27 protein-coding genes, 2 tRNA genes and 1 pseudogene are annotated in these 23463 nt (G+C 67.9%); 12 read left to right on the plus strand and 18 right to left on the minus strand.

All coding sequences use genetic code 11. From position 1 onward, the window contains the following. Window positions 1-25: 25 nt before the first annotated feature. The 4 genes from secE to CRO12_RS16830 all read right to left on the minus strand — a co-directional run bounded on the left by secE (window position 26) and on the right by CRO12_RS16830 (window position 4706). Entirely contained in the window at window positions 26-223 is a 198-nt protein-coding gene (gene secE, locus CRO12_RS16815; RefSeq protein WP_097065170.1) for a preprotein translocase subunit SecE, read from the minus strand. Between the two features lie 141 nt (window positions 224-364). Then, window positions 365-441: transfer RNA gene (locus tag CRO12_RS16820), tRNA-Trp, on the minus strand. A gap of 73 nt (window positions 442-514) precedes the next feature. Beyond that, on the minus strand, window positions 515-2887 hold the full coding sequence (locus CRO12_RS16825) for a putative bifunctional diguanylate cyclase/phosphodiesterase (RefSeq protein ID WP_097065171.1): 2373 nt from the start codon (window positions 2885-2887) through the stop codon (window positions 515-517). A 76-nt stretch (window positions 2888-2963) separates the two neighbouring features. Then, window positions 2964-4706, minus strand: coding sequence for a fatty acyl-AMP ligase (locus CRO12_RS16830; protein ID WP_245858591.1), 1743 nt, complete (start codon window positions 4704-4706; stop codon window positions 2964-2966). A 137-nt stretch (window positions 4707-4843) separates the two neighbouring features. Between CRO12_RS16830 and CRO12_RS16835 the strand changes: the two genes are divergently transcribed. The 5 genes and pseudogenes from CRO12_RS16835 to CRO12_RS18415 form a co-directional block, all read left to right on the plus strand. Then, on the plus strand, window positions 4844-5395 hold the full coding sequence (locus tag CRO12_RS16835; RefSeq protein ID WP_097065173.1) for a regulatory protein RecX: 552 nt from the start codon (window positions 4844-4846) through the stop codon (window positions 5393-5395). 180 nt (window positions 5396-5575) lie between these two features. Further along, entirely contained in the window at window positions 5576-6049 is a 474-nt protein-coding gene (locus tag CRO12_RS16840) for a cold shock domain-containing protein (RefSeq protein WP_245858598.1), read from the plus strand. A 7-nt stretch (window positions 6050-6056) separates the two neighbouring features. Beyond that, the gene (locus CRO12_RS16845) at window positions 6057-6539 is read left to right on the plus strand and encodes a DUF192 domain-containing protein (RefSeq protein WP_097065247.1); all 483 of its coding nucleotides are present in this window, start codon (window positions 6057-6059) and stop codon (window positions 6537-6539) included. Window positions 6540-6600: 61 nt separating this feature from the next. Next, window positions 6601-6993 carry an NADH:ubiquinone oxidoreductase subunit NDUFA12 gene (locus CRO12_RS16850; RefSeq protein ID WP_097065175.1) on the plus strand — a complete coding sequence of 131 codons (393 nt, stop codon included), beginning with the start codon at window positions 6601-6603 and terminating at the stop codon, window positions 6991-6993. A 272-nt stretch (window positions 6994-7265) separates the two neighbouring features. Beyond that, a pseudogene (locus CRO12_RS18415) lies at window positions 7266-7433 on the plus strand (DUF2155 domain-containing protein); the annotation flags it as partial. A 35-nt stretch (window positions 7434-7468) separates the two neighbouring features. Here CRO12_RS18415 and aat read toward each other — a convergent pair. The 4 genes from aat to CRO12_RS16875 form a co-directional block, all read right to left on the minus strand. Further along, window positions 7469-8221 (minus strand): leucyl/phenylalanyl-tRNA--protein transferase, encoded by a 753-nt coding sequence (aat, locus tag CRO12_RS16860; protein ID WP_097065176.1) that lies wholly within the window; start codon window positions 8219-8221, stop codon window positions 7469-7471. 67 nt (window positions 8222-8288) lie between these two features. Next, window positions 8289-8675, minus strand: a complete 387-nt coding sequence (locus CRO12_RS16865) for a hypothetical protein (protein WP_097065177.1) — start codon at window positions 8673-8675, stop codon at window positions 8289-8291. Window positions 8676-8762: 87 nt separating this feature from the next. Further along, window positions 8763-10382, minus strand: coding sequence for a M28 family peptidase (locus tag CRO12_RS16870; protein ID WP_097065178.1), 1620 nt, complete (start codon window positions 10380-10382; stop codon window positions 8763-8765). After that, window positions 10379-10927, minus strand: coding sequence for a DNA-deoxyinosine glycosylase (locus CRO12_RS16875; RefSeq protein ID WP_097065179.1), 549 nt, complete (start codon window positions 10925-10927; stop codon window positions 10379-10381). Before CRO12_RS16875 ends, CRO12_RS16870 begins: the two co-directional genes overlap by 4 nt. Between CRO12_RS16875 and CRO12_RS16880 the strand changes: the two genes are divergently transcribed. The 4 genes from CRO12_RS16880 to CRO12_RS18500 all read left to right on the plus strand — a co-directional run bounded on the left by CRO12_RS16880 (window position 10926) and on the right by CRO12_RS18500 (window position 12949). Continuing rightward, a complete protein-coding gene (locus CRO12_RS16880; protein WP_097065180.1) occupies window positions 10926-11258 on the plus strand; it encodes an Mpo1-like protein in 333 nt (110 codons plus the stop codon). The two genes, CRO12_RS16875 and CRO12_RS16880, sit on opposite strands and share 2 nt — an antisense overlap. A gap of 46 nt (window positions 11259-11304) precedes the next feature. After that, window positions 11305-12297 carry a cysteine synthase A gene (locus CRO12_RS16885; RefSeq protein ID WP_097065181.1) on the plus strand — a complete coding sequence of 331 codons (993 nt, stop codon included), beginning with the start codon at window positions 11305-11307 and terminating at the stop codon, window positions 12295-12297. Between the two features lie 104 nt (window positions 12298-12401). After that, the gene (locus tag CRO12_RS16890; protein WP_245858592.1) at window positions 12402-12629 is read left to right on the plus strand and encodes a hypothetical protein; all 228 of its coding nucleotides are present in this window, start codon (window positions 12402-12404) and stop codon (window positions 12627-12629) included. Window positions 12630-12742: 113 nt separating this feature from the next. Further along, a complete protein-coding gene (locus CRO12_RS18500; protein ID WP_342747252.1) occupies window positions 12743-12949 on the plus strand; it encodes a hypothetical protein in 207 nt (68 codons plus the stop codon). On the opposite strand, the gene CRO12_RS16900 is transcribed toward CRO12_RS18500, so the two are convergent. The 3 genes from CRO12_RS16900 to CRO12_RS16910 form a co-directional block, all read right to left on the minus strand. Further along, on the minus strand, window positions 12904-13977 hold the full coding sequence (locus tag CRO12_RS16900) for a winged helix-turn-helix domain-containing protein (RefSeq protein WP_097065183.1): 1074 nt from the start codon (window positions 13975-13977) through the stop codon (window positions 12904-12906). The genes CRO12_RS18500 and CRO12_RS16900 overlap by 46 nt on opposite strands. A 2-nt stretch (window positions 13978-13979) precedes the next feature. Beyond that, window positions 13980-15257, minus strand: a complete 1278-nt coding sequence (locus CRO12_RS16905; RefSeq protein ID WP_097065184.1) for an MFS transporter — start codon at window positions 15255-15257, stop codon at window positions 13980-13982. A gap of 85 nt (window positions 15258-15342) precedes the next feature. Further along, entirely contained in the window at window positions 15343-16605 is a 1263-nt protein-coding gene (locus CRO12_RS16910) for a PAS domain-containing protein (protein ID WP_097065185.1), read from the minus strand. A 170-nt stretch (window positions 16606-16775) separates the two neighbouring features. Between CRO12_RS16910 and CRO12_RS16915 the strand changes: the two genes are divergently transcribed. Next, window positions 16776-16851, plus strand: a tRNA-Thr gene (locus CRO12_RS16915). 184 nt (window positions 16852-17035) lie between these two features. Here CRO12_RS16915 and CRO12_RS16920 read toward each other — a convergent pair. Continuing rightward, window positions 17036-17464: a hypothetical protein gene (locus tag CRO12_RS16920; RefSeq protein WP_097065186.1), complete on the minus strand. Its 429-nt coding sequence runs from the start codon at window positions 17462-17464 to the stop codon at window positions 17036-17038. Between the two features lie 869 nt (window positions 17465-18333). On the opposite strand from CRO12_RS16920, the gene CRO12_RS16925 reads away from it, so the two are divergent. Further along, window positions 18334-19023: a hypothetical protein gene (locus CRO12_RS16925; RefSeq protein ID WP_144033627.1), complete on the plus strand. Its 690-nt coding sequence runs from the start codon at window positions 18334-18336 to the stop codon at window positions 19021-19023. Window positions 19024-19201: 178 nt separating this feature from the next. After that, window positions 19202-19675 (plus strand): hypothetical protein, encoded by a 474-nt coding sequence (locus tag CRO12_RS16930; protein ID WP_097065188.1) that lies wholly within the window; start codon window positions 19202-19204, stop codon window positions 19673-19675. On the opposite strand, the gene CRO12_RS16935 is transcribed toward CRO12_RS16930, so the two are convergent. The 6 genes from CRO12_RS16935 to CRO12_RS16955 form a co-directional block, all read right to left on the minus strand. Then, window positions 19672-20328: a hypothetical protein gene (locus CRO12_RS16935; protein ID WP_097065189.1), complete on the minus strand. Its 657-nt coding sequence runs from the start codon at window positions 20326-20328 to the stop codon at window positions 19672-19674. The genes CRO12_RS16930 and CRO12_RS16935 overlap by 4 nt on opposite strands. 189 nt (window positions 20329-20517) lie before the next feature. After that, window positions 20518-20961, minus strand: a complete 444-nt coding sequence (locus CRO12_RS16940; protein WP_179641083.1) for a DUF6950 family protein — start codon at window positions 20959-20961, stop codon at window positions 20518-20520. Between the two features lie 108 nt (window positions 20962-21069). Further along, window positions 21070-21231 (minus strand): hypothetical protein, encoded by a 162-nt coding sequence (locus tag CRO12_RS18080; protein WP_179641084.1) that lies wholly within the window; start codon window positions 21229-21231, stop codon window positions 21070-21072. Then, window positions 21221-22327: a phage major capsid protein gene (locus CRO12_RS16945; protein ID WP_097065190.1), complete on the minus strand. Its 1107-nt coding sequence runs from the start codon at window positions 22325-22327 to the stop codon at window positions 21221-21223. Before CRO12_RS16945 ends, CRO12_RS18080 begins: the two co-directional genes overlap by 11 nt. After that, window positions 22324-23028 (minus strand): HK97 family phage prohead protease, encoded by a 705-nt coding sequence (locus CRO12_RS16950; protein WP_179641085.1) that lies wholly within the window; start codon window positions 23026-23028, stop codon window positions 22324-22326. Before CRO12_RS16950 ends, CRO12_RS16945 begins: the two co-directional genes overlap by 4 nt. A 135-nt stretch (window positions 23029-23163) precedes the next feature. Further along, window positions 23164-23412 (minus strand): hypothetical protein, encoded by a 249-nt coding sequence (locus CRO12_RS16955; RefSeq protein ID WP_097065192.1) that lies wholly within the window; start codon window positions 23410-23412, stop codon window positions 23164-23166. Window positions 23413-23463 lie beyond the last annotated feature (51 nt).

A 23463-nucleotide genomic window follows, 5' to 3' on the forward strand; every position in this document is an offset into this window, starting at 1 on the left:
TATGCGTGTAACGGGAGAGGGGGGCTCAGGCGGCGAGCGACAGTAGCGCCTTCACCACCGTGTCGAAGAAGGTGTCGACACCCAGGAAGAACAGCGCGAGCAGCGTGGTCATGATCGCGACCATGACGCCGGTCATCACCGTCTCCCGCCTGGTCGGCCACACGACCTTCTGCGTCTCGGCACGCACCTGCTGGATGAACTCGATGGGGCTGGTCTTGGCCACTGGGGACGTCCTTCTGCTTGTCTCAACTCCGGACATAGGTCCGCCGTCGCTGCCGGGAAGGGGCCGCGACGGATGAGACTTCCGATTTCGGATTGGGCCGCGTCTTACCCGCGTGCGGTGGGCGGTGCAAGTGGCCCGACGTGGCAGGGGCGCTCGGATTCGAACCGAGGGCCTTCGGTTTTGGAGACCGACGCTCTAACCAACTGAGCTACGCCCCTACGCTTTTCGCTGTAATATTAGGATAGCGGAAGGGCAATCCCTCACCGCGATAGGATCGCGCGCGCAACCGCTTTACGCTGCGCGCGACTCCGCAGCGCGATCGGTTGCGAGTGCGCGCGCCTCCTCGACGGGGAGAGGACGACCGAAATAGAAGCCCTGCACCTTATTGCAGCCGAGCAGCTGGACGAGCCGGTGCTCGTCCTCCGTCTCAACGCCCTCCGCCGTCGTCGCCATACCGAGTGACTGGGCGAGGGCCACCACCGCGCGGATAATTGCCAGCGCCTCCTTCACCCCCTTCGACGCTCCCTGCACGAAACTGCGATCGATCTTGATGGAGGAGAAGCGCGTGCGGCTGAGATAGCCGAGCGAGGAGTAACCGGTGCCGAAATCGTCGAGGCTGAGCCGGATGCCGAGGTCGAGCAGCTTCTCCAGCGTCTGGGTCGCACCCGTGCCCTCCCGCATGAAGACGCTTTCCGTCACCTCAAGCTCGAGTCGGTCTGCGCGCAGCCCGGAGGAGGCCAGCGCGTTGGCGACGATCGCGACATAGCCCGGGTTGTGCAGCTGCTCAGCCGACACGTTGACTGCAATGCGCACCTGATTGTTCCAGCTTGCCGCTTCCTCGCACGCCGTGCGCAGCACCCACTCGCCGATCGGCGCGATGAGGCGGGCTTCCTCAGCAAGAGGGATGAACTTGCCCGGGCTGATCGAGCCGAGCTCAGGATGCGTCCAGCGTAGTAGCGCCTCAAAACCGGTCAGCGTGCCAGTCCCGGCATTCACCACCGGCTGATAGGCGAGGTGGAGTTGGTTCTTCTCCAGCGCGCCGCGCAGCGCCATCTCCAGCACGCGGCGTTCTTCGGCACGCAGGTGGAGTTGCGGCTCGTAAGCGTGGAATACACCGCCGCCTGCGTCCTTGGACCGGTAGAGCGCGAGATCGGCCGAGCGGATCAGCATTTCGGGCGTGCGGCCATCGCGCGGGCCGACGGCCAGGCCGACGGAGGCGCCAATGAATAGCGTGTGCTGATCGACGTCGTAGGGTGCTGAGAGCGTGCCGATGATCCGATGCGCGAGCCGCTCCAACGCTGCGCTGTCGGTCGCGTCGCGGACGACGACCGCGAACTCGTCACCGCCCAATCGGCCGATCATCTCGTTGTCGCTCATCAGGGTCTTTAGCCGTTCGGACACGCGACCGAGCAGGCGGTCGCCGACCGGGTGACCGAGCGTGTCGTTGACCGCCTTGAAGCGGTCGAGGTCAATCATCATGAACGCGCAGCGCGAACCCCACTTGTCCGCCTCCTGCATCGCGCGGCCGAGCGTCTCATAGATCTGGAGGCGGTTAGGCAGTCCGGTCAGCGTGTCGTAGCGCGCCATGCGGTTGATCTTGTCGGCCGACGCGCGCTGCTCGGTCACATCCGAGCCTACGCCTCGAAACCCGACAAACCCGCGATCCTCAAGAAAGCGGGGCGACGCCGACATCTCCCACCACCGCTCGACGCCGTCGACGTAGACGGGCAGCAGCAGGTCGCGGAACGCCTCACGCGCCTTCAGCTTGTCGGCGAGGTCGCGCAGACCGGCCGCGAAGTTGCCGCCCTCCCAGGTCGGACCGGCCAGGATTTCCAGAAAGCCCTTGCCGTTGATGGTGCCGGGGTCGACTCCGATGGAGCGGGCAAAACGGGGCGAGGCGCGCACGACGCGCCGCTGGGCATCGATCTCCCAAAGCCAGTCGGCAGTGTTCTCCTCCTCCGTCTCGCGCAGCAGCAGGCTGACGGTTTCGTCTCGCTCGGCCAGCGCGATCTCTCCGGCGCGGATCACCACCACCGCGCGGCAGCGCAGGAAACAGGCCGCCATCAGCAGTACCGTGAAAAGCACGGTCGTCACCGCGACCGTATCGAAGCCGCGCAGCACAAAGGTTGCCGCGGACGCGCCGCCGACGAGCGCGAGGAACAAGAGTGTGGCGAGCGGGAGGGCAGCCATCGCGATCGCCGCCGCCGCCATCAGCACGGCCAGGACTGACGAGAGCGCGAGCAGAGCCGCGGGTTCTGCCCGCAGCCCGAACAACAGCGGTGCGGCGCCCCAGACCAGACCGAGTGCGATCCCGTCGACAAAGGTGCGCTGGACGTCGCGCAGCGAAACGTCGCGTTCCGTGCGGCCGCGGGCCCCAAGCCGACGAATCGTGACGACCGTTGCGGTCGCAATGACCGCCGCACCCCAGCCGCCAAGCTGCCACGACGGCACGGATCCGGCGAACAGCGTCGCCACGAGCACCGTGCCGAGCAGATTAGCCGCCAGCAGCAACAGCACCAGTCGCCCGGCTGCGTTCACCTGCGCGGCCCGGATCGGAGCCCAATCGGTCGCGTCGGCCGGATCGTAGAGGCCAAGGAGCGCCCGCGCATCGATGCGCGGCGCGGCGAACTGCGAAGTTGTCTGCCCGGTCACGCCGTCGTCCATAGAGAGACGAGGTTGACGGATGGTTAGGGCAGCACCGACTGCCTTACCTTAATTGTGGATATCGTCGCGATCGAACTCAGGCGGCGACCGCATATGGCTTGATCTCACCATTGAGGTACAGGTTGCGCGCCTTGGCGCGGCTGAGCTTGCCCGAACTGGTCCGCGGCAGCGTGCGCGGTGGCACCAGCTCGATCACGCAGTTCATGCCGGTCACCGCGCGCACCCGCTCCCGGATCGCGTCGCGTAGCCGCACGCGCTCGGCGCCGTCGCTCGTGCGGCACTGAACCAGCACCGCCGGCGTCTCCTCGCCACCCGGAGTAGTGATGGCGAAGGCGGCGATGTCACCCTGCTTGAAGCCGGGGAGCTGCTCCACCGCCCACTCGATGTCCTGCGGCCAATGATTGCGGCCGTTGACGATGATCATGTCCTTGGCACGGCCGACGATGTAGAGGTAGCCGTCCGAGAGGTAGCCCATGTCGCCGGTGTCGAGCCAGCCGTCGGCCATGCAGGCGGCGGTCGCCTCCGGGTCGCGGAAATAACCGGTCATCAGCGACGGGCCCTTGCACCACACCTTACCGACGGCGCGTTCGGGCAGGGGCGTTCCGTCTTCCTCGCGGATCTCGACCGCCATGTCGCGCACCGGCCTGCCGCAGTTCACGATCGCGCGAAACCGCTGCGGGCGGTCCTCGCCGGCCGCCACGCCGGAGAGCTGCGTCTCCTCGACCAGCTCAACGACGATGCCTTCGCCCGGCGGCATGATCGAGACGGCGAGCGTCGCCTCCGCAAGCCCATAGGACGGCAGGAAGGCGCTGGCGGAGAAGCCCGCATCCCCGAACGCGTCAACGAAGCTCTGCATGACGTCGGGGCGGATCATGTCGGCGCCGTTACCCGCGACACGCCAGCGCGACAGGTCGAACCGGTCGGACGCGCGCGTCTGGCTCGACATGCGGCGCGCGCAGATGTCGTACCCAAAGGTCGGCGAGTAGGAGAGGGTGGTGCCCTGATTGCGGCTGATCAGGTCGAGCCAGGCGAGCGGGCGGCGGGCGAAATCTTCCGTTTTCAGGTAATCGGTCGATACCTGGTTGGCGACAACGGACAGCATGCAGCCGACCAGCCCCATGTCATGGTACCAGGGCAGCCAGCTGACGCAGCGATCCTCCGCCTCGAGCTGCATGCCATGGGCATGCGCCGCCAGGTTGTTGAGCAGTGCCCGGTGCGTGATCGCAACCCCGTGTGGAAACCGGGTCGAGCCGCTGGAATACTGCAGGTAGGCGGTGTCGTCGGGTTGCAGTGCGGGAAGCGGAACCTCCGGCGCGTCGTTGCCTGCAAGCGCGTCCCACGAGTGCCCCGCAATGCCGGCCAACCGCGCCGCCTCACCTGCCATCTGCTCGAGCGACGCGGGAAAGATGAGCATCACCGGGTCACAGCTGTCGAGCTGGACCCGAAGCTGATCGATGTACGACTGCGCACCGCCGAAGCTCGTCGGAAGCGGCAAGGGCACCGGCCAGGCACCGGCGTAGATCGCGCCAAAGAACAGCGACGCGAACTCGGCGCCGGTCTCGGCGATCAGCGCGACCCGCTGGCCGGGCTCCACCCCCATTGCAAGCAGGCGAAAGGCTTGCGCGCGTGCGTCCTCACGCAGGGTGCGATAAGGATAGGATTTGATCAGAGTGCCGCGCGCGTCATGGAAATTGAAGCCTCGGCTGCCGGTCGCGGCATAGTCGAGTGCCTCGCCAAGCGTTCCAAAATCGGAAAACCGGCGCGGCAGGCTGTCGCCGGTCGGAGTTGGCTGCAGCGTCGCTGCGTTCGGGTCCGTCATCTCAATCGCCATTCGATCCTCTGCCCCTGATCGCACGGAGACGCTTGGACCCGCGTCTTCGCTCCATCGGAGAAAAGCTGGGCCGTGCAACCTGCACACGTTCAAAATTGGTTACCACTGTGGCACAATCATGGCAGATGCCCCAGTCTCGACGCCCTGCTCCTCCGCTCGACGCGGCCGCGCTCGAGCGATTGGCCCTCCGCTATGTTGAGCGCTACGCCACCACGCGGGGCAAGTTGTACGCTTACCTGACCCGCAAGCTCCGGGAGCGCGGCTGGGACGCTGCGGAGCCGCCGGCGCTCGACGAGCTGGTCGGACGCTTCGCGGAACGCGGCTACGTCGATGATCGCGGCTTCGCCGAAAGTCGTGCAGCGGCGATGACGAGACGCGGGTACGGCGCGCGCCGGGTTGCGGGAGCGCTGCGTGCCGCCGGGATCGCGGGCGCCGACCTGGGTCCGGCGGAAAGCATCGTAGCGGACGGTGCCGTCACCAGCGCGGTCGCTTTCGCCCGCCGCAAACGGCTCGGGCCGTTTGCGCGCACGCCGCTTGACCCGGCTAGTCGTCAGAAGGCATTGGCTGCCTTTCTGCGCGCGGGGCATGACATGGCGCTTGCGCGCCGACTGCTGGCACTTGAGCCAGGAGCCCTCGACGGCGACGATGCGGATCAAGCGGGACTCTCCCTATCTTGAGTCTTTGCATGACCGGTTGCTGCTGTAATAGTGCGCCGCACGGGGGTTTCGAGCAGTATGCGTAGCGAGTTGCGCGATGGAGATGGCGACGCCGATCGCCCGGTCGCGCCTGTCGGGGTGCCCGGGGTGGACGGTGTCGTACCCGCCGTCGCCTACGCCGGTACAGTGAAGTGGTTCGACATGACGCGCGGCTTCGGCTTCGTCGTGGCCGACGATCCGGAAGTCGGCGACATCCTGCTTCATTTCTCCGTCCTCAACGACCATGGCCGCCGTAGCCTGCCGGAAGGTGCGCGGGTGGTGTGCGAGGCGGTCCGACGCGACCGCGGCGTTCAGGCGACGCGTATCCTCTCGATCGATCTGAGCGACGCAGTGGAGCCGCCGCGCGCCCGTCCGCCTGGTGGCGGTGATCGTGCCGACCGGCTGCGCATGGTGGATCAGGCAGGGCCGTTCGAGCCGGTCACGGTCAAGTGGTTCAATCGCCTGAAGGGCTATGGGTTTCTGGTGCGGCCGGACGACAGCGGCGACATCTTCGTGCACATGGAAACGCTGCGGCGCGCGGGCATCGAGGAGGTTGACCCGGAGGAACCGCTGAGAGCCAGGATCGTCGACGGCGGCAAGGGGCCGCTGGCGGTCGCGATCGAGAAGGATGTTTGACATGCGGATGCTAAACGCCCTCGGCCACGCCGCCGCCGCGGCGGTCCTGCTGCTGTCAGCGGCAGGCTGCTCGGGCGGGAGCACGGCGACTGCCGCGGCGACGGTCGGCAAGGTGCCGGTGACGATCACCTCCTCGGGCGGCACTCACCGGTTCCTCGTCGAGGTGGCCAAGACTCCTGCGGAGCAGCAGCGCGGGCTCATGTTCCGGACCGACATCGCCCGCGACGGCGGCATGATCTTCGCGCCCTATCCGCCGGAGGGCGGCCCGCCGCGTGAGGCAAGCTTCTGGATGAAGAACACGCCAAGCGCGCTGGACATCATCTTCATTCGCGCGGACGGGACCATCGCGACGATCGCGGAGAACACCGTGCCGTTCAGCGAGACACCGGTCCCGAGCCGCGAGCCCGTGGCGGCGGTGCTCGAAATCCTGGGAGGACGCGCGGCCGAGCTCGGGATTGCCGAGGGCGACCGGGTGAGCTGGCCGAAGTGAGCATGGATCGGGCACTACGCCGCCTTGGCAGCGCCCTGCGGCTCGGCTAATCGCGTCGCCCATGGGCATCAACCTCAATCCCTTCACCTGGTGGAACGGCGCCACCATCGGCACCTGGTTCGGCCTGCGCGGCAAAGGTCGGGTGGGGGAGGACGCGCTCGGCAACGTCTACTTCCAGGGCGGCTCCGACACCGCGGGGCGGCCGCGGCGTTGGGTGATCTACGCCGGGGCGAACGACACCAGCCGGGTCCCGCCCGAGTGGTTCAGCTGGCTTACCCACCAGATCGACGACGTGCCGGATCGGGCATTGCCGCCCGAGCGGCGCTGGCAGAAGCCGGCGGTGCCGAACCTTACCGGAACGCCGCTTGCCTATCGGCCCTCCGGCGCGCTGGAGAAGGGCGGACAGCGCGCCTCCGCGACCGGCGACTATGAGGCGTGGACCCCGGGCGAATGAGGTCGCTCCCGCGCTGGCTCGCGGGGTGCGTCCTGCTGCTCGTGGCACTCGGCGGAGGCTGGTTCGCGATCGAGCGCCTGCGCCCGGATTGGATCGGCCGCACTCCGCCGCCGACCGCCGCTTCCGCGACCACCATGCCCGTGCCTCGCGCCGCGCACACCGTCGCGAGTGCTCCGCGCGCTGCCGCAGTGGCGGGTGAGACGCCGATGGGCGAGCGTGTCGCCGTCATCGGCCACCTCAACAAGCGCAACGGCCAGGCACGCGAGATCGTGATGAAACCGGGTCAGGCATTCCGTGTTGGCGACACGATCGTGCGGCTGCGTGCCTGTGAGCGAACCGCGCCCTGGGAAGAAGAACAGCTGACGGGCGCGTTTCTGCAGCTTGACGTGCGCCAGAGCGACGGGCGCTGGCGGCGGGCCTTCTCCGGCTGGACCTTCCGCGAGCGGCCGGCACTCAACGTCGTCCAGCACCCGGTCTACGATGTCTGGCCCAAGAGCTGCGCGATGACCTTTCCGTCCACGGGTGCGGACACGGAGGTGGTGCCCGCCACGCCGCCGACGCGCAGGTCGTCCAGAGCCTCGAAGGCTCCGTCGACCACGGCCGAGCCGGACAGCAGTCCGGCGACCCCGTCGCCGAGCGCCGCCGCCAACAGCACGCTGTAGGCCGCCCGGTCGATCTCCACCGCGCCCAGCGAGGCAAGGTGGTCGGTCTGGAACTGGCAATCGAGAAGAGCGAAGCCGCCGACGCGCAGCCGCGCGACCAGCCAGGCGAGCGCGACCTTCGACGCGTCGGTGGCGCGACTGAACATGCTCTCACCGAAGAAGGCACGACCAAGTGCCAGGCCGTAGAGACCGCCGACCAGGCGGTCGTCGGCCCAGACCTCGATCGAGTGGGCGAAACCGCGTCGATGAAGCGTCCGGAAGACCTGCTCGATGCTGGTGTTGATCCAGGTGTCCGGTCGGTCGGCGGTCGCCTCGGCACAGAGCGCGATGACCTGATCAAACGCCTGGTCGGCGGTCACCCGGAAGCAATCGGAGGCGATCCGCCGGCGCAATCGGCGCGACAAGCGGAACCCGTCGAGCGGCAGCACCGCGCGCTGCCGCGGTTCGACCCAGAACACGCCGTCCGCCGTGCGCGCGTCCGCCATGGGAAACAGCCCCATCGCATAGGCGCGCAGCAGCAGGTCGGGATCGAGCGTCTCGGTAAAGGGCGCGGTTGGCCGACTCATACGGCACAGACGACAGGGGCCGGCGGATCGCGCCGCCGGCCCCGAGAAGCTAGGAGTGGGACTCGTCTCAGGCCTTGCAGCTGAGCGCGCTCTTGCCCGGCGCGGTGTACTCGACCGACGTGGGCGTGCCCTTCACCGTGTAACCGCCGCCCGTATAGGCCTCGCCGGCCGCCGACGCGGTCAGCTGGGTCAGCGTGCCGCCCTTCTCCGTACGCAGGTTTGCCTGCTTCTCGCCGTCGAAGAAGTCGACGTAGATCAGGCTGTTGCCAGGCTGGCAGCGGAAGGTCACGCTGGCCTTCACCGCCGGCGGCAGCTCGACCGGGGCGGCATTCTTCAGCTTTTCGGCAAGCGGATCGGGCGCGCGGGTGTCGACCTCCTCCGGCTGGGACGAGCCGCAGGCGGTGAGCGAGAGCAGCGCAAGTGCCGCGGCGGCGGGGAGGATGCGGGTGATCATAGCGGTTCCGCACTTCGCGTATGCAGCATTGCCGGTCAAGCGGGTTGGTTACACGGCATTGCCTTTGTACGCCGAGCTCAGCCTCGATCATCGTACCCGCGACGCCTCGCGCACGGCACGGAACTCCGATTCCGCCTTCCACTCCGGCCAGTCGCTGCCGGCTGCCAGGCGGCCGGCGACCGCGTGAACCAAGCCCACGTCCTGCGCTGCACCGCGGAAATCCAGCGCAGGTGTCCAGGCGTCGCAGGTCTGGTGATAGCAGGTCATGTAGTCGCGCAGCCATGCCTCGCCCGCCGCGCGCCCGCCGCTCACCAGATCGGGCGCGCCGCTGATCGCCATCAGCAGCAGCGTTGGCACGCCCCGCCGCGCCAGTGAGAAGTGATCGGCGCGGTAGAACAGCCCGCGTTCGGGCAGCGCCTCCGGCATCACGCGGCGACCCTGCGCCGCGGCGGCCGTTCCCAGCAGGTCCTCAAGGCCGTTCTGGCCGTTTCCGACCAACAGCACGTCGCGCGATGGACCGCCGGTGTTGAGAATGTCGAGCGTCAGGTTCGCAACCGTGCTCGCCGCCGGATAGACCGGGTTGGCGGCATAATGCTCCGATCCGATCAACCCGCGCTCCTCCCCCGTCCAGAACGCGAAAACAAGGCTGCGCGCCGGCGCGGGTGCGGCGCCGAACAGCCGGGCGAGCTCAAGCAGGCCCGCAACGCCGAGCGCATCGTCGTTGGCGCCGGGGCGGATCGTGCGACCCTGCGCATCCGGTGTACCGCTGCCATAGGCGTCCCAGTGGGCGCCGAACATGACCACTTCGTCCGGGCGGCTCCGCCCGGGGAGGCGTGCGAGCACGTTCCGGCTGACCGAGCGCGAGCACGTCGCCGCCAGATCGGTGGTGAGCGTCTGGCCGCTGAGCGCACGCGGACGGAAGCCGGCGGATCGCGCCTCGACGCGCAGCCGGGCCAGGTCGAGGCCGGCGGCCGCAAACAGTCGCGTGGCCGCCGCTCCCTCCAGCCAGCCCTGCAGCAGCACGCGGTCGTTCGGCTCGGGTCGCGCGATGTCGTAGTTCTCGCCGCCGGGGGCGGTGACGGTGTTCCAGCCATAGCCCGCGCCCGGCGTGTCGTGGACGATCAGCGCCGCGATGGCGCCCCGTCTGGCCGCCTCCTCGAACTTGTAGGTCCAGCGTCCGTAGTACGTCATGCGGGTACCGCCGAACTTGCCGCTGGCGTCGTCACCGACAACGGCCTCGAAATCGGGATCGTTGACCAGGAACACCGCGACCTTGCCGGTGAGGTCGACGCCCTTGAAATCGTCCCAGCCCCGCTCGGGTGCGGACACGCCGTAGCCGACGAACACCAGCGGGGCAGCGTCGATCCGGACGCGGTCGACGGGCCGGACGGTGCTGACGTACACGTCGCGTCCACGCTCCAGCGCGGCGCCGCCGATGTCGATCGTGCCGCCGGTCAGCCGGGTGCGGACCAAAGGGACATCCTGGGTCCATTGGCCGTTCGGCCCGCCCGGCTGGAGCTTCAGCGCCTTCAGCCGGGCGACCAGCCACTCGACCGTCTTCGTCTCGCCCGGCGTTCCGGGTGCGCGGCCGCCGAACTCGTCGGAGGCGAGCGTCCGGACGTCGGCCGACAAACGGGCGGGATCGACCGATTGCGCGACGGCAGGGCTGGCAAGCAGCGCGGCGAGGGGAAGCAGGCAGCGGATCATGGGGCCAGCTTAGCGTCCCCGCGCCCGCCGTCGAGATGGGCGCGCAAGCTGAGCCACGCCGGCAGCTTGGCGGAGAACGGGATCGTGTGCAGCGGGCTGGAGGAAGGCAGGGCGACCACAGCGTACCGTGTGTCCTTGCCGAGCTGCGCGCGGCCGAGGCGCAGCGCCGTGCCACCGTTGAAGCCAACGGCGCGGAGCGAGGGCAGCGTCACCGCAAACGCCGGCAGGTCGTTCGGTGCGGCAGCACGGATCGCCGCGTCGCTGCTGCCGATCCGAGTCGCGGAGGCAACCACGTCCCAAAGCCCGATGCCGTGGGCGAGCAAGGCCGCGAGGCGCTCCGCATAGTCGAGCGAGGCGAGATCAAGGTCGATCACCGCCCCTGTCAGCCGCCAGAACTGGTTCTGCGGATGCGCGTAGTAGCGTGCGGCCCGAAGCGACGCCTCGCCCGGCAGACTGCCGCACACCAGCACACGGGTGCGCGCGTCGGTTACGGGCGGGAAGGAGTGCTTGACCGTCACGAAGGCCGGCGTAGCATCACCGTCCATGGCGCGCACGATCACCCGCTACGCCGACTTCTGGCCGCACTATCTGCGCGAGCATTCCAAGGGCTCGACCCGCGCGATTCATTATGTGGGAACGGCGCTCACCTTTGTCTTTCTCGCGGTCGCGATCGGGTCGGGCGGCTGGTGGTGGGCGGCAATCCCGCTCGCCGGCTACGGCTTCGCCTGGGCGGCGCACTTCGGGGTCGAGCGCAATCGTCCGGCGACCTTCACCTACCCGTTGTGGAGCCTCGGCAGCGATTACCGGATGTTCTTCCTGTGGCTGACCGGCCGACTCGGCCCGCATCTCGCTCGCGCGGGCTTGCCGGCGGCGTAGTTTCGCTTTGCTTGCGGGGGCGAGCACGCAGCGCCATGTAGCCGCCATGCATCCAGCCACCGATACGCTCGCCCTGATCGGCAACACGCCGCTCGTCCGCCTGAAGGGTCCGAGCGAGGCGACAGGGTGCGAAATCTTCGGCAAGTGCGAGTTCGCCAATCCCGGCGCGAGCGTCAAGGACAGGGCGGCGCTCTCGATCGTCGAGGATGCGGAGGCGCGCGGGCTGATCCAGCCCGGCGGCACCTTTGTCGAGGGTACGGCCGGCAATACCGGTATCGGTTTGGCGCTGGTCGCCAATGCCAAGGGCTACAGGACGATCATCGTCATGCCTGAGACCCAGAGCCGCGAGAAGATGGACACGCTGCGCGCGCTCGGTGCCGAGCTGGTGCTGGTGCCGGCGGCCCCGTACAGCAATCCCGGCCATTTCGTGCACACCAGCCGCCGGATCGCGGAGGAGACATCCAACGCGGTGTGGGCGAACCAGTTCGACAACATCGCCAACCGCCGCGCCCATATCACCGGCACCGCCGAGGAGATCTGGGCGCAGATGGAAGGGCGGATCGACGGCTTCACCTGTGCGGTCGGCACCGGGGGCACGCTGGCCGGCGTCGGCCTCGGACTGAAGGCGAAGGACCCGGACGTGTGCATCGCGCTGAGCGACCCGCACGGCGCGGCACTCTACGGCTACTACGCCGACGGCGAACTCCATGCCGAGGGATCGTCGGTCGCCGAGGGTATCGGCCAGGGACGGATCACCGCCAACCTGGAGGGCGCGCCCGTCGACACCCAGTTTCGGATCGGCGACGAGGAAGGGCTGGAGTGGGTTCGCCGCCTGCTGGCGCAGGAGGGACTGTGCCTGGGACTGTCGTCCGGGATCAACGTCGCGGGCGCCGTGCGGCTGGCGCAGGCGCTGGGTCCCGGCAAGCGGATCGCGACGATCCTGTGCGATACCGGGTTCCGCTACCTGTCGACGCTCTACAACGCCGACTGGCTGCGTGCGAAGGGGCTGTCCGTCCACCCATGGCTCGCCCACGCTTGATCGCTGGTGGAGGGCGGCGGGTCGACAGCGGCGGTCACAATCGTTACATTCCGGCCACAGTGATAATGCCGCGTCCTTCGGAACCTTCACAATCGATCCAGCGCGTGCGCGTGGCGCTTACCGGGCTGCTGGCGGTTCTGGTGCTGATCGGCATCGCGTCTGCCGTGTTCAACCTGACCAGCAAGGAGCCGGCGGTCACCGCGGTCGGCGCTCCCAAGCCGGAGGTGGTGGCGAACATGACGGACACGCCGCTCGCCAACACCACCAACGAGCCGCTGGCGGAGATGGGGATCGCACCGGGTGCCGACGGCAACGCGCAGGGCGGGTACTGAGCGCCCCGCCGCTTACCCCTGACGGTCGCTACATCGTCGTAGACGGCGTACTGTGGCGCGCGGCGCGGCCGGACCTCTCGCCCGAAGAGCGTGACACACTGGTCAAGGCGCTGATGGCTGCCCGGCGCGAGATCGGGCGGAGCAGCGATGCGGAGGCGACCCGGGCGGCGCGCGGACGCGTGCAGGCGGCGACGGAAGCGCTCGGCGAGCGCGGGCCGGCGTGGTGGAGCGACGGGGCGCCCGACTTCAACCGGCGCAAGATCGTCAACACGCCTTACGCGGACTGGTGGACGGCGCTTGGCTCGTCCGAAACCAGCTGACGCTCGGCGAGCAGCATTCCGCCGATCAGGCAGCCGGCGAACAGCCCGCCCTCCAGCGCTCCGGTCAGCGAGGCGGTCAGCGGCCCGAAGCCGCGCTCCCCGACCAGCGCCCCCCAGTGATCGACGAGCAGTCGCGAAGGGAAGGATTGCGCAAGCAGGTCGAGGCTCCCGGCCATGAGTCGGCCGCCGAACTGGGGGATGATCGCGCCAGCCGCGCTGCCAACAAGGGCCGCGACCGCGACGCGCACCCGCAGGTTTGACGAGGCGCGGCTTGCCAGCCAGCCGCCCGTGCCGACCGCAGCGCCCAGCAGCAGTCCCTCTCCGGCGCCGGTCATGTCGCCCGGCGAGCGCCCGAGAATGAGATTGAAGGCATCGAGACCCAGCAGCTTAGTCAGGCCGCCGACGATCAGCCCGCCTGCCGCACCGCCGAGCGGCGCCCAGCGCCACGACGGCGCGGATGCCCGCCGCGCAACTGCGATGCCCAAAGCCACCCCGGCACCGCCGACCAGCGCCACCAGCTCGGTCAGGCAGACCAGCACCAGCAGCACCGACGCCGCGCCGAGCCCGGGCGCGAGCGGCTGCGCGGTCGCGGCGATACCATAGATCAGCCCACCGATGAGGCCGGCCATGCCGGCGCCGATTGTTCCCGCGCCGCCGAGCAGCAGCGTTCGCCGCCAGCGACCATGCGCCGTCCCCGCCGACGGCTCCCGGTCCGGTGCGTCGACCGCCGCCACGAACCGGTAGCCGTGCTTGGGCACCGTCGCGATGAACCGCGGCGCGGCGACGTCGTCGCCGAGCGCGCGGCGGAGACTGCGGATCGCCTGGGTCAGCGCCTCGTCCGTGACGGGCACGCCGCGCCACACCTCCGCCATGAAGCGGTCCTTGGTGACGAGCGCGCCGCCTTCGCGCACCAGCAACGCGAGCGCGTCGAGGTAGCGGCCGCTCACCTCGACCACCCGCCCGCTCTCGCGCAGCGATCGCTCGGCCATGTCGAGGGTGAAGGGGCCGAAACGATAGCGCTCGTGCACCCTCAATCCTCGACGATGCGGCTGTGGGTGCGGGTGTCGCGCATGCGCAGGTAGGTGACGAGCGACACCGCGATCAGCGCCGTCACGTACCAGTAGAAGCCGCGTTCCCACCCCGCCTGCTTGAACCACAGCGCCACATATTCGGCGGTGCCGCCGAACACGGCGTTGGCGATTGCATAGGGCAGGGCAACGCCGAGCGCACGGATGTGGGCGGGGAACAGCTCGGCCTTCACGACCGCGTTGATCGCCGTGTAGCCGGTGACGATCACCAGCGCGGCGAGCATCAGCGCGAAGGCGGCGGCGGGGCTCCTTACGCTCTCCAGCGTGCTGAAGATCGGGTAGGTCAGCAGCACGCCCGCGACGCCGAACCCGACCATCAGCGGCTTGCGCCCGACCCGATCGCTCAGTGCCCCGGCGACCGGCTGAAGCAGCATAAAGACAAACAACGCGGCCGCGCTGATCGCGGTCGCGGCGGATACGGAGAAGCCGCTGGTGTTGACCAGGAATTTCTGCAGGTAGATCGAGTAGGCGTAGAAGGCGAGGGTGCCGCCCGCCGTCATCAGCACAACCGTCACCGCCTCGCGCGGGTGGCGCGTGATGAGCGCGGCGAAGCTAGATCGGTGTCCCGTGTCGCGGCGCTCGAAGCTGTCGGTCTCCGCGATGCGGCGACGAATCCAGAAAACGACCACGGCGAGCATCGCGCCGACCGCGAAGGGTATCCGCCAGCCCCAGGCGGCAAGCGCTTCGCGCGAGAGCACGGCGGTGAGCAGCAGCAGGACGAGCTGCGCGATGAGCTGCCCGGAGATCAGCGTGACGTATTGGAAGCTGGAGAAGAAGCCGCGGTGGTGCTTGCCCGCCATCTCGGACAGGTAGGTCGCACTCGCGCCATATTCGCCGCCGACGGACAGCCCCTGCGTCAGCCGCGCGATCACCAGCAGCACCGGGGCGAGCACACCGACCTCAGCATAGCCGGGTGCCACCGCGATGAGCAGCGAACCCGAGCACATCAGCGTGACCGACAGGGTCAGCCCGGCCTTGCGCCCGTGCCGGTCGGCATAGACGCCCATCACCCAGCCGCCGATCGGCCGCATGAGGAAGCCGACGGCGAACACCGCGGCCGTGTTCAGCAGCTGCGCAGTGGTATCGCCGGCGGGAAAGAAGTGCGGCGCGAAGATCAGCGCGAAGGCCGAATAGGCATACCAATCGTACCATTCGACCAGGTTGCCAGTCGACCCGCCCAGGATCGATCGCAGCCGGTGATGGTTGGACGGGGATTGCATCGCCGCGACGCTAGCCGGCAGCCGGCGAAAGGCAATGGCTCCCTGGACGTCAGCACGGGCCCGATCCGGTGGCTCCGTAGGTAGATTATGCCGCCGCGCGGCGCACCGTGCGCTCGGTCAGCACCTTGTCGTCCGCAACACAGGCGACGACGTCGAGCGCACCCTGTCCGTCCTTGCGGGCGAGCAGCACCACGAACTCGCTGTCGCCCTCATGCGCGACCGGCACATGGGCCAGCGGGGCACGCGCGCGCAGCTCGGCGGCGATGGCGTCCCAGTCGGTGGTCGGCTTGGCCGGGCGGCGTAGGGCGCGCTCGGCGCCGACCACACCCTTGATGCCGCCGGGAAAGGCGTCGAGATAGGCGACGAGGTTCGCCGCGCCGACCTCGTGCCGGGCGGCATGCGTCAGCACCGCGGCGAACTCGGTCAGGCGGGTCTTGTCATAGTCGGCGCCGAACACGAGCTTGGCGATCGGCGTCATCGGCGCGCGCTTCTGTGCGGTAAGGCCGGCACCCGCCAGCAGGATCTCATACCCTTCCGCATCATCCGCCACGGCACAGGCCAGACCATGCGCCTGCGCGAGCGCCCCGTAGAGCGCGCTTCGACTGCGGCCCTCACTCGCGGCGAACGCCTGCGCACTCTCGCGGGCGGCGTGGAGCCGCTGGTGCAGCGTCGCGCCCTCGTCCAGCGCAGGTACGGGATCTGGCGTCTCATCCACGAAGCTCGACCCCGGGCCGTCCGCCCAGACGGGCGCAGTGGCGGCCGGCGATAGCGCCCGGCGGGCAGCGGCGAGATCGGCGTGTAGCTTCTGCTCGGTCGCGGCGTCCACCAGTTCCTTCCAGTTGATGACACCGTAGATGAAGTCGATCGTGTCCTCGTTGGACGAGAAGGGCATCAAGATGCCGCGGTACAGCGTGTTGTGCCCGCGGGTGCCGATGAACTCGGCCTCGAACCCGATCGGCGCGCGGTTGGCGATGATCTGCAGGTAATGGTCGGTCAGGCGCGACAGCAGCGAGCGGCTGGGAACCTCCGCTATGCGGGTGATCCCCGCATCGATCCCGCATTCGTCACGCAGCTGACGGCCGAGGAATTGGATGCGCGGATCCTCGATCCCGTCGCTGAAGTCGAGCAGCACGCTGTGCGGTCCGAAGTCGGAGATGCTCGCCGGATCGAGGTCTTCGATCGAGGGATAGGCGCGACCCTGCAGCAGCGACACCCAATGATTGTACGCGCGGACATGCATCCGCCGCTCGTCGCCGCCGACATCGATCGCAACGTCGCTGACCGCCCCGTCCAGATAGTCGGGGCCGGCCGAACCGGTGCGGTCATCGATGCCCTGGGCGGTATCCATCTGGTCGGGTCCTCAACATAACCATCGGAGCTGCGCACGCCCCGTCCATGGCTCCTTGTGCACGCGCGTGGTAAACACGGCGTAAAGGGGCCAGGTGGTGCAGCGCCGCTTGCGCCCGCCCCGACACGCTGCTAAGCGCCGCCGCCTCACCGCGGTGCAACCGCGGCCGGGCCGCCTTAGCTCAGCTGGTAGAGCATCGCATTCGTAATGCGGGGGTCACAGGTTCGAGTCCTGTAGGCGGCACCACCGAAAATCGTTGCGGCACAATCGCTTAGCGACAAACGATGGACGCATTGGCGCCAATGTCGTGTTGCGTCGTGTTGCTCCTGATTTCCTCGCTTTTCCGCCGTTTCCGTTCGGCTCTCGGCGACTCCGTGCAACATGGATGCGACATGGGAAGCCCCGCGATCGCACCGCGGGGCAGGGGTGGTCAGGCGTGCTCAAGTCGCCGGTAGTCGTGCTCGGCATCGTCCTCGTCGCCGATGTGCAGCCCGGCGCGCCACTGTCGCTGCCAGTCGGAGGCGCCGTCGAGCCAGCGCCCGCGCTCGACCACAGGGCCGGCCGCAACCATATCGTCGCCAGCGGCGCAGCAATCATCCTCGGGGTCGAATCCCGCGGGATCGTCCTCGATCGCGCAGTCAGGATCGCTCACCGGGCAGCCGGGGCCACTGGCGAGGTGCTCCACAAAGCTGTCCTCGGCGCCCGTTTCCTCGAGGTCCGTGTCGCCGTCCTCGGCGTCCAGGCGCGCGATCAGCAGCTCGACGGCGCCCTCGGCGGTCTGTCGGTCGAGCGCCGCAACAATGCGCGCGAACTGCGCCAGCCGGCCGTCCGGAGGCGGAAAGGTGGTGTCATGAAACATGGTTGGTACTCGCTGGTTCGGCTTCTCACAGCCTTGACCGCGTCGGGCGGTCGCCGGGGGGTGAGAACCTGCCAGCGAGACAGGTCGACGGCTTTTAAGCACGAGTGCTCTGGACATGACGCGCCGCCCCCGGCTACGAAGCCGAAGTCGGTCGCCCCGCCAAGGGCTCCGCACGGCGAGCCGCCAAGCTCGCTCTCACGATCGGTCCCGGCGCCAACCGGGTCGATCGCTATCGCTGGTCCGGGTTCTCACACCCAGCGAGCACATTGCCGATCTTGACTCGTCAGCGCAAGCATCCTCCGCCAAGGGGGACGCTTTCGCGAGCCGCTTTTCTGGTGCAGCATGGCGGCATGGTTTGGCTGATCCAGCAGTCGCGTCGTCGTGCGTATCGTGTGCAGACACTACGCCGATTGAACGAAAGCCCAGAGCACTTCGAGCCGACCGGTGATGCGTGGATCTTGCGGCGGTTGTCAGATTCTGCCTTTGATCGACAACTTGGCGATCGTGGTGCGACCGGAGTCGAACCCTGGCGGCCGATAGCCTTAGACCGTGAGCTCGCTAGGCGGGGCGCGCGAGAGGCTGCTCGAACAAGCAATCTGATCGCAGTTGTCGCACTCGGCCTCTCGGCTCTTGCGCTTACTCCCTCGCTGCCGCCCCTTCTACGTGACGGGGCAAATGATCGCCGCTGCCTCGCAATTCAGCGCGACATGCTGAGCGCCCGCCCGCGCCGTCCCGACGGCCCCGATCTCTTCCAGGCTCTAGGCTGTCGCCCACAGGGAGAGGGCAACGTGTACGCGCCGAACTCGCCACCGCCAAAGCTTTATCGCTGAAGGCTTCCGCCCGTCGGCGATCCGGTGCAGCATGACGGGATGACGAACGAGAAAGAGCGCGCGGAGGCTCGCCGTGAAATCCTCGAGACTGACGCCAAAGTTTCGCCTGCCTCCGAAGGCATAAACCTACTTGTGACCGCCGGAGACACCGGCTTAGCCGCCGTAATCGAAGGTGCTGCTAGCAGTGTCCCGGTCCTCGGACTGCTGCACGGGGCGTTTAAGGCCGCCCGAGAGGCGTCAGAGTACCTTTACCAGCGTAAGGTATCAGTCATGATAGCCGCTGTTGATGCGCAAACGAATACTGACGAACGGCAGAAGTTCGCCTCGGAACAGCTATCAACTGCCGAAAGTCGAGATCGCTTTGGCGCTTCCATCATGCTGATGCTCGAGAAAGTTGATGAGTTCGAGAAAGTACCACTCCTCGGCCGGCTAGCCGCGGCACATGTTCGAGGTGATCTGACTACATCCGAGTGGCGCCGTGTCTCTTCTATGGTGCTACGCGCCTACTATACTGACTTGGAGCTCTTGAAGTCGTTTCAGCGCGGCACCGGCGCACCTAACCAAACTCTCTACAACACCCTATATTCTATCGGCTTTCTGGACAAGGACGGCGAGGATGAAGGGCGCTGGGACGCGGCCGGCGCCGCTGATGGAGGCGACGTTTATGCTCTCAACCGGTACGGTGCCACGCTGGTCCGGTACGGCTTCGGCGTGTCGCCAGGCACTTGAGGCAAAAGCGACGTAGGACTCAGTGCCGCACCGCCGCGTCCGCCCGCAGCTGCGCCAGCCCTTGCTCCAACCCGTCGAGCACCACCGCCCGCGCCAGCCATCTGCTCCAGCGTCGTCACCAGCGCGATAAGGCGCTGCGCGACTATGCGCCGGCCACAGCGGCCGCTACCCTGCAACCATGACCTACCTGCCCGCCGAGCTGACTCGCTCCGTCGATCTCGCTGATCTCCCGAACTTCGAACAACCAGCGCTGTTCGTGTCGGAAGATGACGGCACCAAGATCCTGGTTGCTGATGACCAGGCCATCTTCCTTGATGGCGACTTCGCATTTGAGGTCATGCGCCAGGTCCGCCCGGGTGACTGGCGCGGTGCCCTCTATGAGGGGGTGTCGATCGAGGTCGATCCGAACTCTGTTGCGTTCGGAAAAGCGAGTCTTGGCTCAATTGTCCACCACACCGTCGGCGTCAGTCTCATGGGGCAGAAGAAAGACGCTAGTTCGTTCATGATGCGCAATCCTGTTCCGATCGCGTCATCGGCAGAGCCTCCGCCCGGGGCTCAGACCACCTTCAGGCGCTGGCGCATCGTGAAGGTGGTGCGGGAGCAAGCCATCGAGCTGGCCGTCTTTAGCGCAGCTGCCGTCACTCAACCTTAAGCCGCGATCCGCTCGCCGACGCGATCCTCCGGCCACTCCGCCACCTGCCATGTGGCAATGCCGATCTCGCCCACACGCGACACGTAGGCGGCACCGCCGACGGCGTGACAGCCAATCTCGGCAAACGGCTCGGCTCGCTGCGCGGCGATGATCTCGGCGGCGATCGCGTCACCGTCATCAGGGTTCTCGACCTTACCGGCCGTCATCAGCGCCGGGTGGTCGGCATTGCCGGTCAGCCAATAGTCGATCAAGCAGACGCGACCCGCCGGGTAGCCGTTCGGGAAAAGCACGCCCTCCCCGACGTTCGCCAGGCATCGCACCGCCGGCCCTTCGTCCGGCGTCCAACTTGCGATCACCAGTCCTAGCGGCGGTCGGCCCTCGTCGGGCAACCCGTCCTCAATCGCCTGGAGGATCGGCGGCAGCGCTGCGATCAGCTCGGCGAAACTATGCAGCTGCAGCTTGGACAGCTCCAACTGCAAGTCGCCGGGGAACAGCCGGCCTGTGACCCCGATCGCTGCGTGCCAGTCGCGCGCCGACACGGTGGTGGTCTTGGGCGTGAAGGCAGTGATCTTGCCCGTCGTCGTGTCGACGATCGCGGTGTCCGTCATCAGGTAGGCGGCTTTGTCCGAGCGCCAGGCGTTCATCGCGGTCATTCTCGATCTCCAGGAAGCGGAATCGTCCGGTGGGGCGCTTGGCGGGAATAGCCGCGCCAGTGTTTGCGATCGTCGCACCCACGCTTAACAGGGCGGCGATCTTCGCGCCGCCGGCAATCAGGCCTGGGTTCAAGGTTGCGATGCCGCCGACCACCAGAGCGGCAGCGCCGAGCACGGCGCCAACGGTTCCTAGTGCTTTGGCCACTCGGCCCTCCATACTTGCATGTTGTTCGGATCAGCGACGCGCACCATCGCTAGGCACTCCGCGTGCTCGTGGAAGGTCAGGATCGCTCCGTTTCCCGCATAGACCGCAAGCGCTTCCCACCCGTCCGCGCCGGGGTTGATGACTAGATCTCCAGGCAGGCTGTAGGCCGGCGCAATCCGCGGCAGGCCAACGCTGTCGAGCGCAGCGGCGAGAGACGCGTGACCAGCCCGCTTTAGCGCCCGCTTGGCCCCTAGCGCTGTCTTGTACGGCCCAGCCTTCGCGAGCCCGAACGGCGGCACCTTGCCGAGCTGGCGTAGGTGGAACACTGCCACCTTGGCGCAATCCGTGGTTCCCCAGGAAAACGGGCGCCCCTCAAAATGCTCTCTAGTCGCGTTCACTGCGTCGATGCGGCGCTGTATGTCGGCCATGGGGTCGAACTTTCATTTGCAGGCGTGCGAACTTTCGGGGAGGTCGGTCCGGGAACATTGGCGTTCCAGAGTTTCCGACCGCCCCCAGGTGCCGGGGGGAGAGGGCACCTATTCCTGAGGCTTGCGGGTCGCCTTCGTGATCGTAACGACGCCCTGAGCGGCGAGCGCCTTGGCTTCGGCCTCCGGCCGCTCGTACTCGTCGCCCGGCTGCCTCAGCCCGTCGGCGGTGTCGTGCGGCCGGACAGCGCGCACCGTGACGTTACGCGACATTGCCGAAGTCCCCGTAGGTGAGCGCCAGCGCGTTCTTGACGGCGAGAGCGATGCGCTCCTCCGCCAGGATCGCGACCAGGTTGCGGGTGAAGAAGTCGGCGTGCTCGGTCGACACCTCCACGCGCGGGGTCCAGCGGTCGTAGAGCGTCGCCGCGGCGCGGAAGTCGCCGACCAGGAACTTGTCGACCGTCATGGAAGTGGTCGCCACCACCGGTAGGCCGAACAGCACCGCGGGCACGTTCGCGCCCGGGTCGCCGAGCAGGTACTTGCCGTCGCCGTCCTTCAGCAGGCGGATGCGCATCCAGTCGCTCGGGTGCATCACAATCCCGGTGGGCGTGTAATCCGCCAGGGTCGTCTGCAGGATCGCCAGCGCGATCTGATCGAGCATGTTGGGGCTCGTGACCGTCACCGGCGCCGAGTAGGCGGTCGCGTTTGTGATGAGGCCGCTCAGGTTCTCGCCCGTGCCGTCACCCATGAGGATCTGCGCATCCTCCTTGAGCGCCAGGCCGTGCAGCAGCTCGCTGTCGATGATGCCCTTGAGCTGCGGCACATCCTCGAGGATCTGGCGCGAGGCCGGCACCCAGTGGGCGATCACCTTGGGCGTGAGCGAGGTGAGCGTGAACGCATAGGCGCTCTCCGGCTTCAGGTTGCCCTCCGCCACCGTGTTCGCCGCGTTCGTGCGGGTGGTCTGCTTCGGGTACTCGATCGAGCCGGTGCTGATCTGCACGACGGGGAGCAGGTTGCGGACCATCAGGCGGCGCTGCGGCAGCGTCACCAGCCCATCGCGGTAGGGCTCGCTCAGCGCGCCCGCCGAGTTGCTGGCGGTGGTGAGCGTCTGCTTCACTTCCATGCGGAAGCGGCCGGGGCGCGAGTGATCGTCGGCGAACGACTTCAGCTCGGGCGCGCTCGAGAACTGCTCGCCCCACGTTTCGACGTGGCTGCCGTCCGACCCGCGGTAGGCATCGGCCTTCTGCGCCAGCTCAAGTGCGATCGCCTCAGCCGTCTTGGCCGCGACCAGCGCCTCCTGCACGTCCTTGCCCAGGACGCTAAACTGCTTCTCCACCGCGTCGGTGAAGTCCTTCGTCAGCATGTTCATCGGTTCAAGTCCCTCGTCTCGGCGAGGCGACGCGCCTCGCTCTGTGGATTCCAGAAAGGTTCGCTCTGCTTGGTCGCCATGTTGCGGATGCGCGCAGCGGAGGCGTCGAGCACCGCCTTGGCCGCCGCGTCCGCCTCGTTGCTGTTGTTGATCGTGCGCCAGGCCGCGGACGCCGCCGCCTTCGCCTGCCGGCTGGAAAGGCCGCCCTCGCGCAGCATGTCTTCGATGTCGCGAGCGCCAGCGATCGACTTGACCGCGGCGACGTGCGTCTTCGGGTTGCTCGGAATTGTGACGAGGCTGCCCTCCATCAGGTCGACCTCGATCAGCTCCGCGCCGCCGGTCTGCTGCAGGGGGTTCGCCCGCTTGGTGGTGAAGCCGATCGAGAGGCCGGTGAGCGCGCCCGCCTTCGCCAGCGCGTATGCTTCCCGCGCGTCGGTCGCGGCAAGCGTCATCTCGCCGGCGACGTACAGGCCCTCCGCCGTCTCCTTCCACGACTTCCAGGCGCCGATCGGCCGGCGCATGTCGTGGTGGAGCAGCATGGGGAGCGGCCGCTCGCCCCGCCCGGCAAGCGACTTGGTGAAGGCGCCAGGGCGCACCGTGTCGCCGTGACTGTCGATGTTGTTGAACCCGCTCAGCAGCCCTTCGATGTGGCCGCTATCGTTCAGCGATTTGATGTTCAGCGGGGAAGCCGCGAAGTCCATAAGGCGCACCTTAGCTGTCGTGGGAGACTGGTCCCGGATCAGCCAATCGGCGCCCATCGCAGGCGGGATGATTGGTGTTTCGCGCCCATCGCAGGCGGTCAACGGGACGTAGCATAGCGGAACAGAGCGGGAATCTCAATCCCCCAGTTTGAACCCCATCTCGCCGCCGGCCGCGATAGCCGCCTGCTTCGCGAGCCCGTAGAAGTAAGCGGACACCGTTGCGGTGTTGCTGGCCTGGCCGATCAGGTCGGCGATCAGCGCCGCCGCGCCGGCGACGATCTCGGCCGATCCGAAGCCTTCGCGGGAGAGGCGCTGCGCTGTTTCCATGAACTCGGCATGTGCGAGGGCGCTGCGCGTGATCTGCTGGTCGGTCGGCTTGGTCATGTGGATCTCCTGTGGTCTCGCGCGGGCGCGCGCGGGGGCGAGAAACTGTGT

This window comes from Sphingomonas guangdongensis (assembly GCF_900199185.1).
Taxonomy (GTDB): domain Bacteria; phylum Pseudomonadota; class Alphaproteobacteria; order Sphingomonadales; family Sphingomonadaceae; genus Sphingomonas; species Sphingomonas guangdongensis.

What these genes read in the sequence shown, in the direction of transcription:
- CRO12_RS16825 (WP_097065171.1), bottom strand. Translation starts at nt 2,887, where the DNA reads ATGGACGACGGCGTGACCGGGCAGACAACTTCGCAGTTCGCCGCGCCG.
- CRO12_RS16830 (WP_245858591.1), bottom strand. Translation starts at nt 4,706, where the DNA reads ATGACGGACCCGAACGCAGCGACGCTGCAGCCAACTCCGACCGGCGAC.
- CRO12_RS16835 (WP_097065173.1), top strand. Translation starts at nt 4,844, where the DNA reads ATGCCCCAGTCTCGACGCCCTGCTCCTCCGCTCGACGCGGCCGCGCTC.
- CRO12_RS16840 (WP_245858598.1), top strand. Translation starts at nt 5,576, where the DNA reads ATGACGCGCGGCTTCGGCTTCGTCGTGGCCGACGATCCGGAAGTCGGC.
- CRO12_RS16845 (WP_097065247.1), top strand. Translation starts at nt 6,057, where the DNA reads ATGCTAAACGCCCTCGGCCACGCCGCCGCCGCGGCGGTCCTGCTGCTG.
- CRO12_RS16850 (WP_097065175.1), top strand. Translation starts at nt 6,601, where the DNA reads ATGGGCATCAACCTCAATCCCTTCACCTGGTGGAACGGCGCCACCATC.
- aat (WP_097065176.1), bottom strand. Translation starts at nt 8,221, where the DNA reads ATGAGTCGGCCAACCGCGCCCTTTACCGAGACGCTCGATCCCGACCTG.
- CRO12_RS16865 (WP_097065177.1), bottom strand. Translation starts at nt 8,675, where the DNA reads ATGATCACCCGCATCCTCCCCGCCGCCGCGGCACTTGCGCTGCTCTCG.
- CRO12_RS16870 (WP_097065178.1), bottom strand. Translation starts at nt 10,382, where the DNA reads ATGATCCGCTGCCTGCTTCCCCTCGCCGCGCTGCTTGCCAGCCCTGCC.
- CRO12_RS16880 (WP_097065180.1), top strand. Translation starts at nt 10,926, where the DNA reads ATGGCGCGCACGATCACCCGCTACGCCGACTTCTGGCCGCACTATCTG.
- CRO12_RS16875 (WP_097065179.1), bottom strand. Translation starts at nt 10,927, where the DNA reads ATGGACGGTGATGCTACGCCGGCCTTCGTGACGGTCAAGCACTCCTTC.
- CRO12_RS16885 (WP_097065181.1), top strand. Translation starts at nt 11,305, where the DNA reads ATGCATCCAGCCACCGATACGCTCGCCCTGATCGGCAACACGCCGCTC.
- CRO12_RS18500 (WP_342747252.1), top strand. Translation starts at nt 12,743, where the DNA reads ATGGCTGCCCGGCGCGAGATCGGGCGGAGCAGCGATGCGGAGGCGACC.
- CRO12_RS16905 (WP_097065184.1), bottom strand. Translation starts at nt 15,257, where the DNA reads ATGCAATCCCCGTCCAACCATCACCGGCTGCGATCGATCCTGGGCGGG.
- CRO12_RS16910 (WP_097065185.1), bottom strand. Translation starts at nt 16,605, where the DNA reads ATGGATACCGCCCAGGGCATCGATGACCGCACCGGTTCGGCCGGCCCC.
- CRO12_RS16920 (WP_097065186.1), bottom strand. Translation starts at nt 17,464, where the DNA reads ATGTTTCATGACACCACCTTTCCGCCTCCGGACGGCCGGCTGGCGCAG.
- CRO12_RS16925 (WP_144033627.1), top strand. Translation starts at nt 18,334, where the DNA reads ATGACGAACGAGAAAGAGCGCGCGGAGGCTCGCCGTGAAATCCTCGAG.
- CRO12_RS16930 (WP_097065188.1), top strand. Translation starts at nt 19,202, where the DNA reads ATGACCTACCTGCCCGCCGAGCTGACTCGCTCCGTCGATCTCGCTGAT.
- CRO12_RS16935 (WP_097065189.1), bottom strand. Translation starts at nt 20,328, where the DNA reads ATGACCGCGATGAACGCCTGGCGCTCGGACAAAGCCGCCTACCTGATG.
- CRO12_RS16940 (WP_179641083.1), bottom strand. Translation starts at nt 20,961, where the DNA reads ATGGCCGACATACAGCGCCGCATCGACGCAGTGAACGCGACTAGAGAG.
- CRO12_RS18080 (WP_179641084.1), bottom strand. Translation starts at nt 21,231, where the DNA reads ATGTCGCGTAACGTCACGGTGCGCGCTGTCCGGCCGCACGACACCGCC.
- CRO12_RS16945 (WP_097065190.1), bottom strand. Translation starts at nt 22,327, where the DNA reads ATGAACATGCTGACGAAGGACTTCACCGACGCGGTGGAGAAGCAGTTT.
- CRO12_RS16950 (WP_179641085.1), bottom strand. Translation starts at nt 23,028, where the DNA reads ATGGACTTCGCGGCTTCCCCGCTGAACATCAAATCGCTGAACGATAGC.
- CRO12_RS16955 (WP_097065192.1), bottom strand. Translation starts at nt 23,412, where the DNA reads ATGACCAAGCCGACCGACCAGCAGATCACGCGCAGCGCCCTCGCACAT.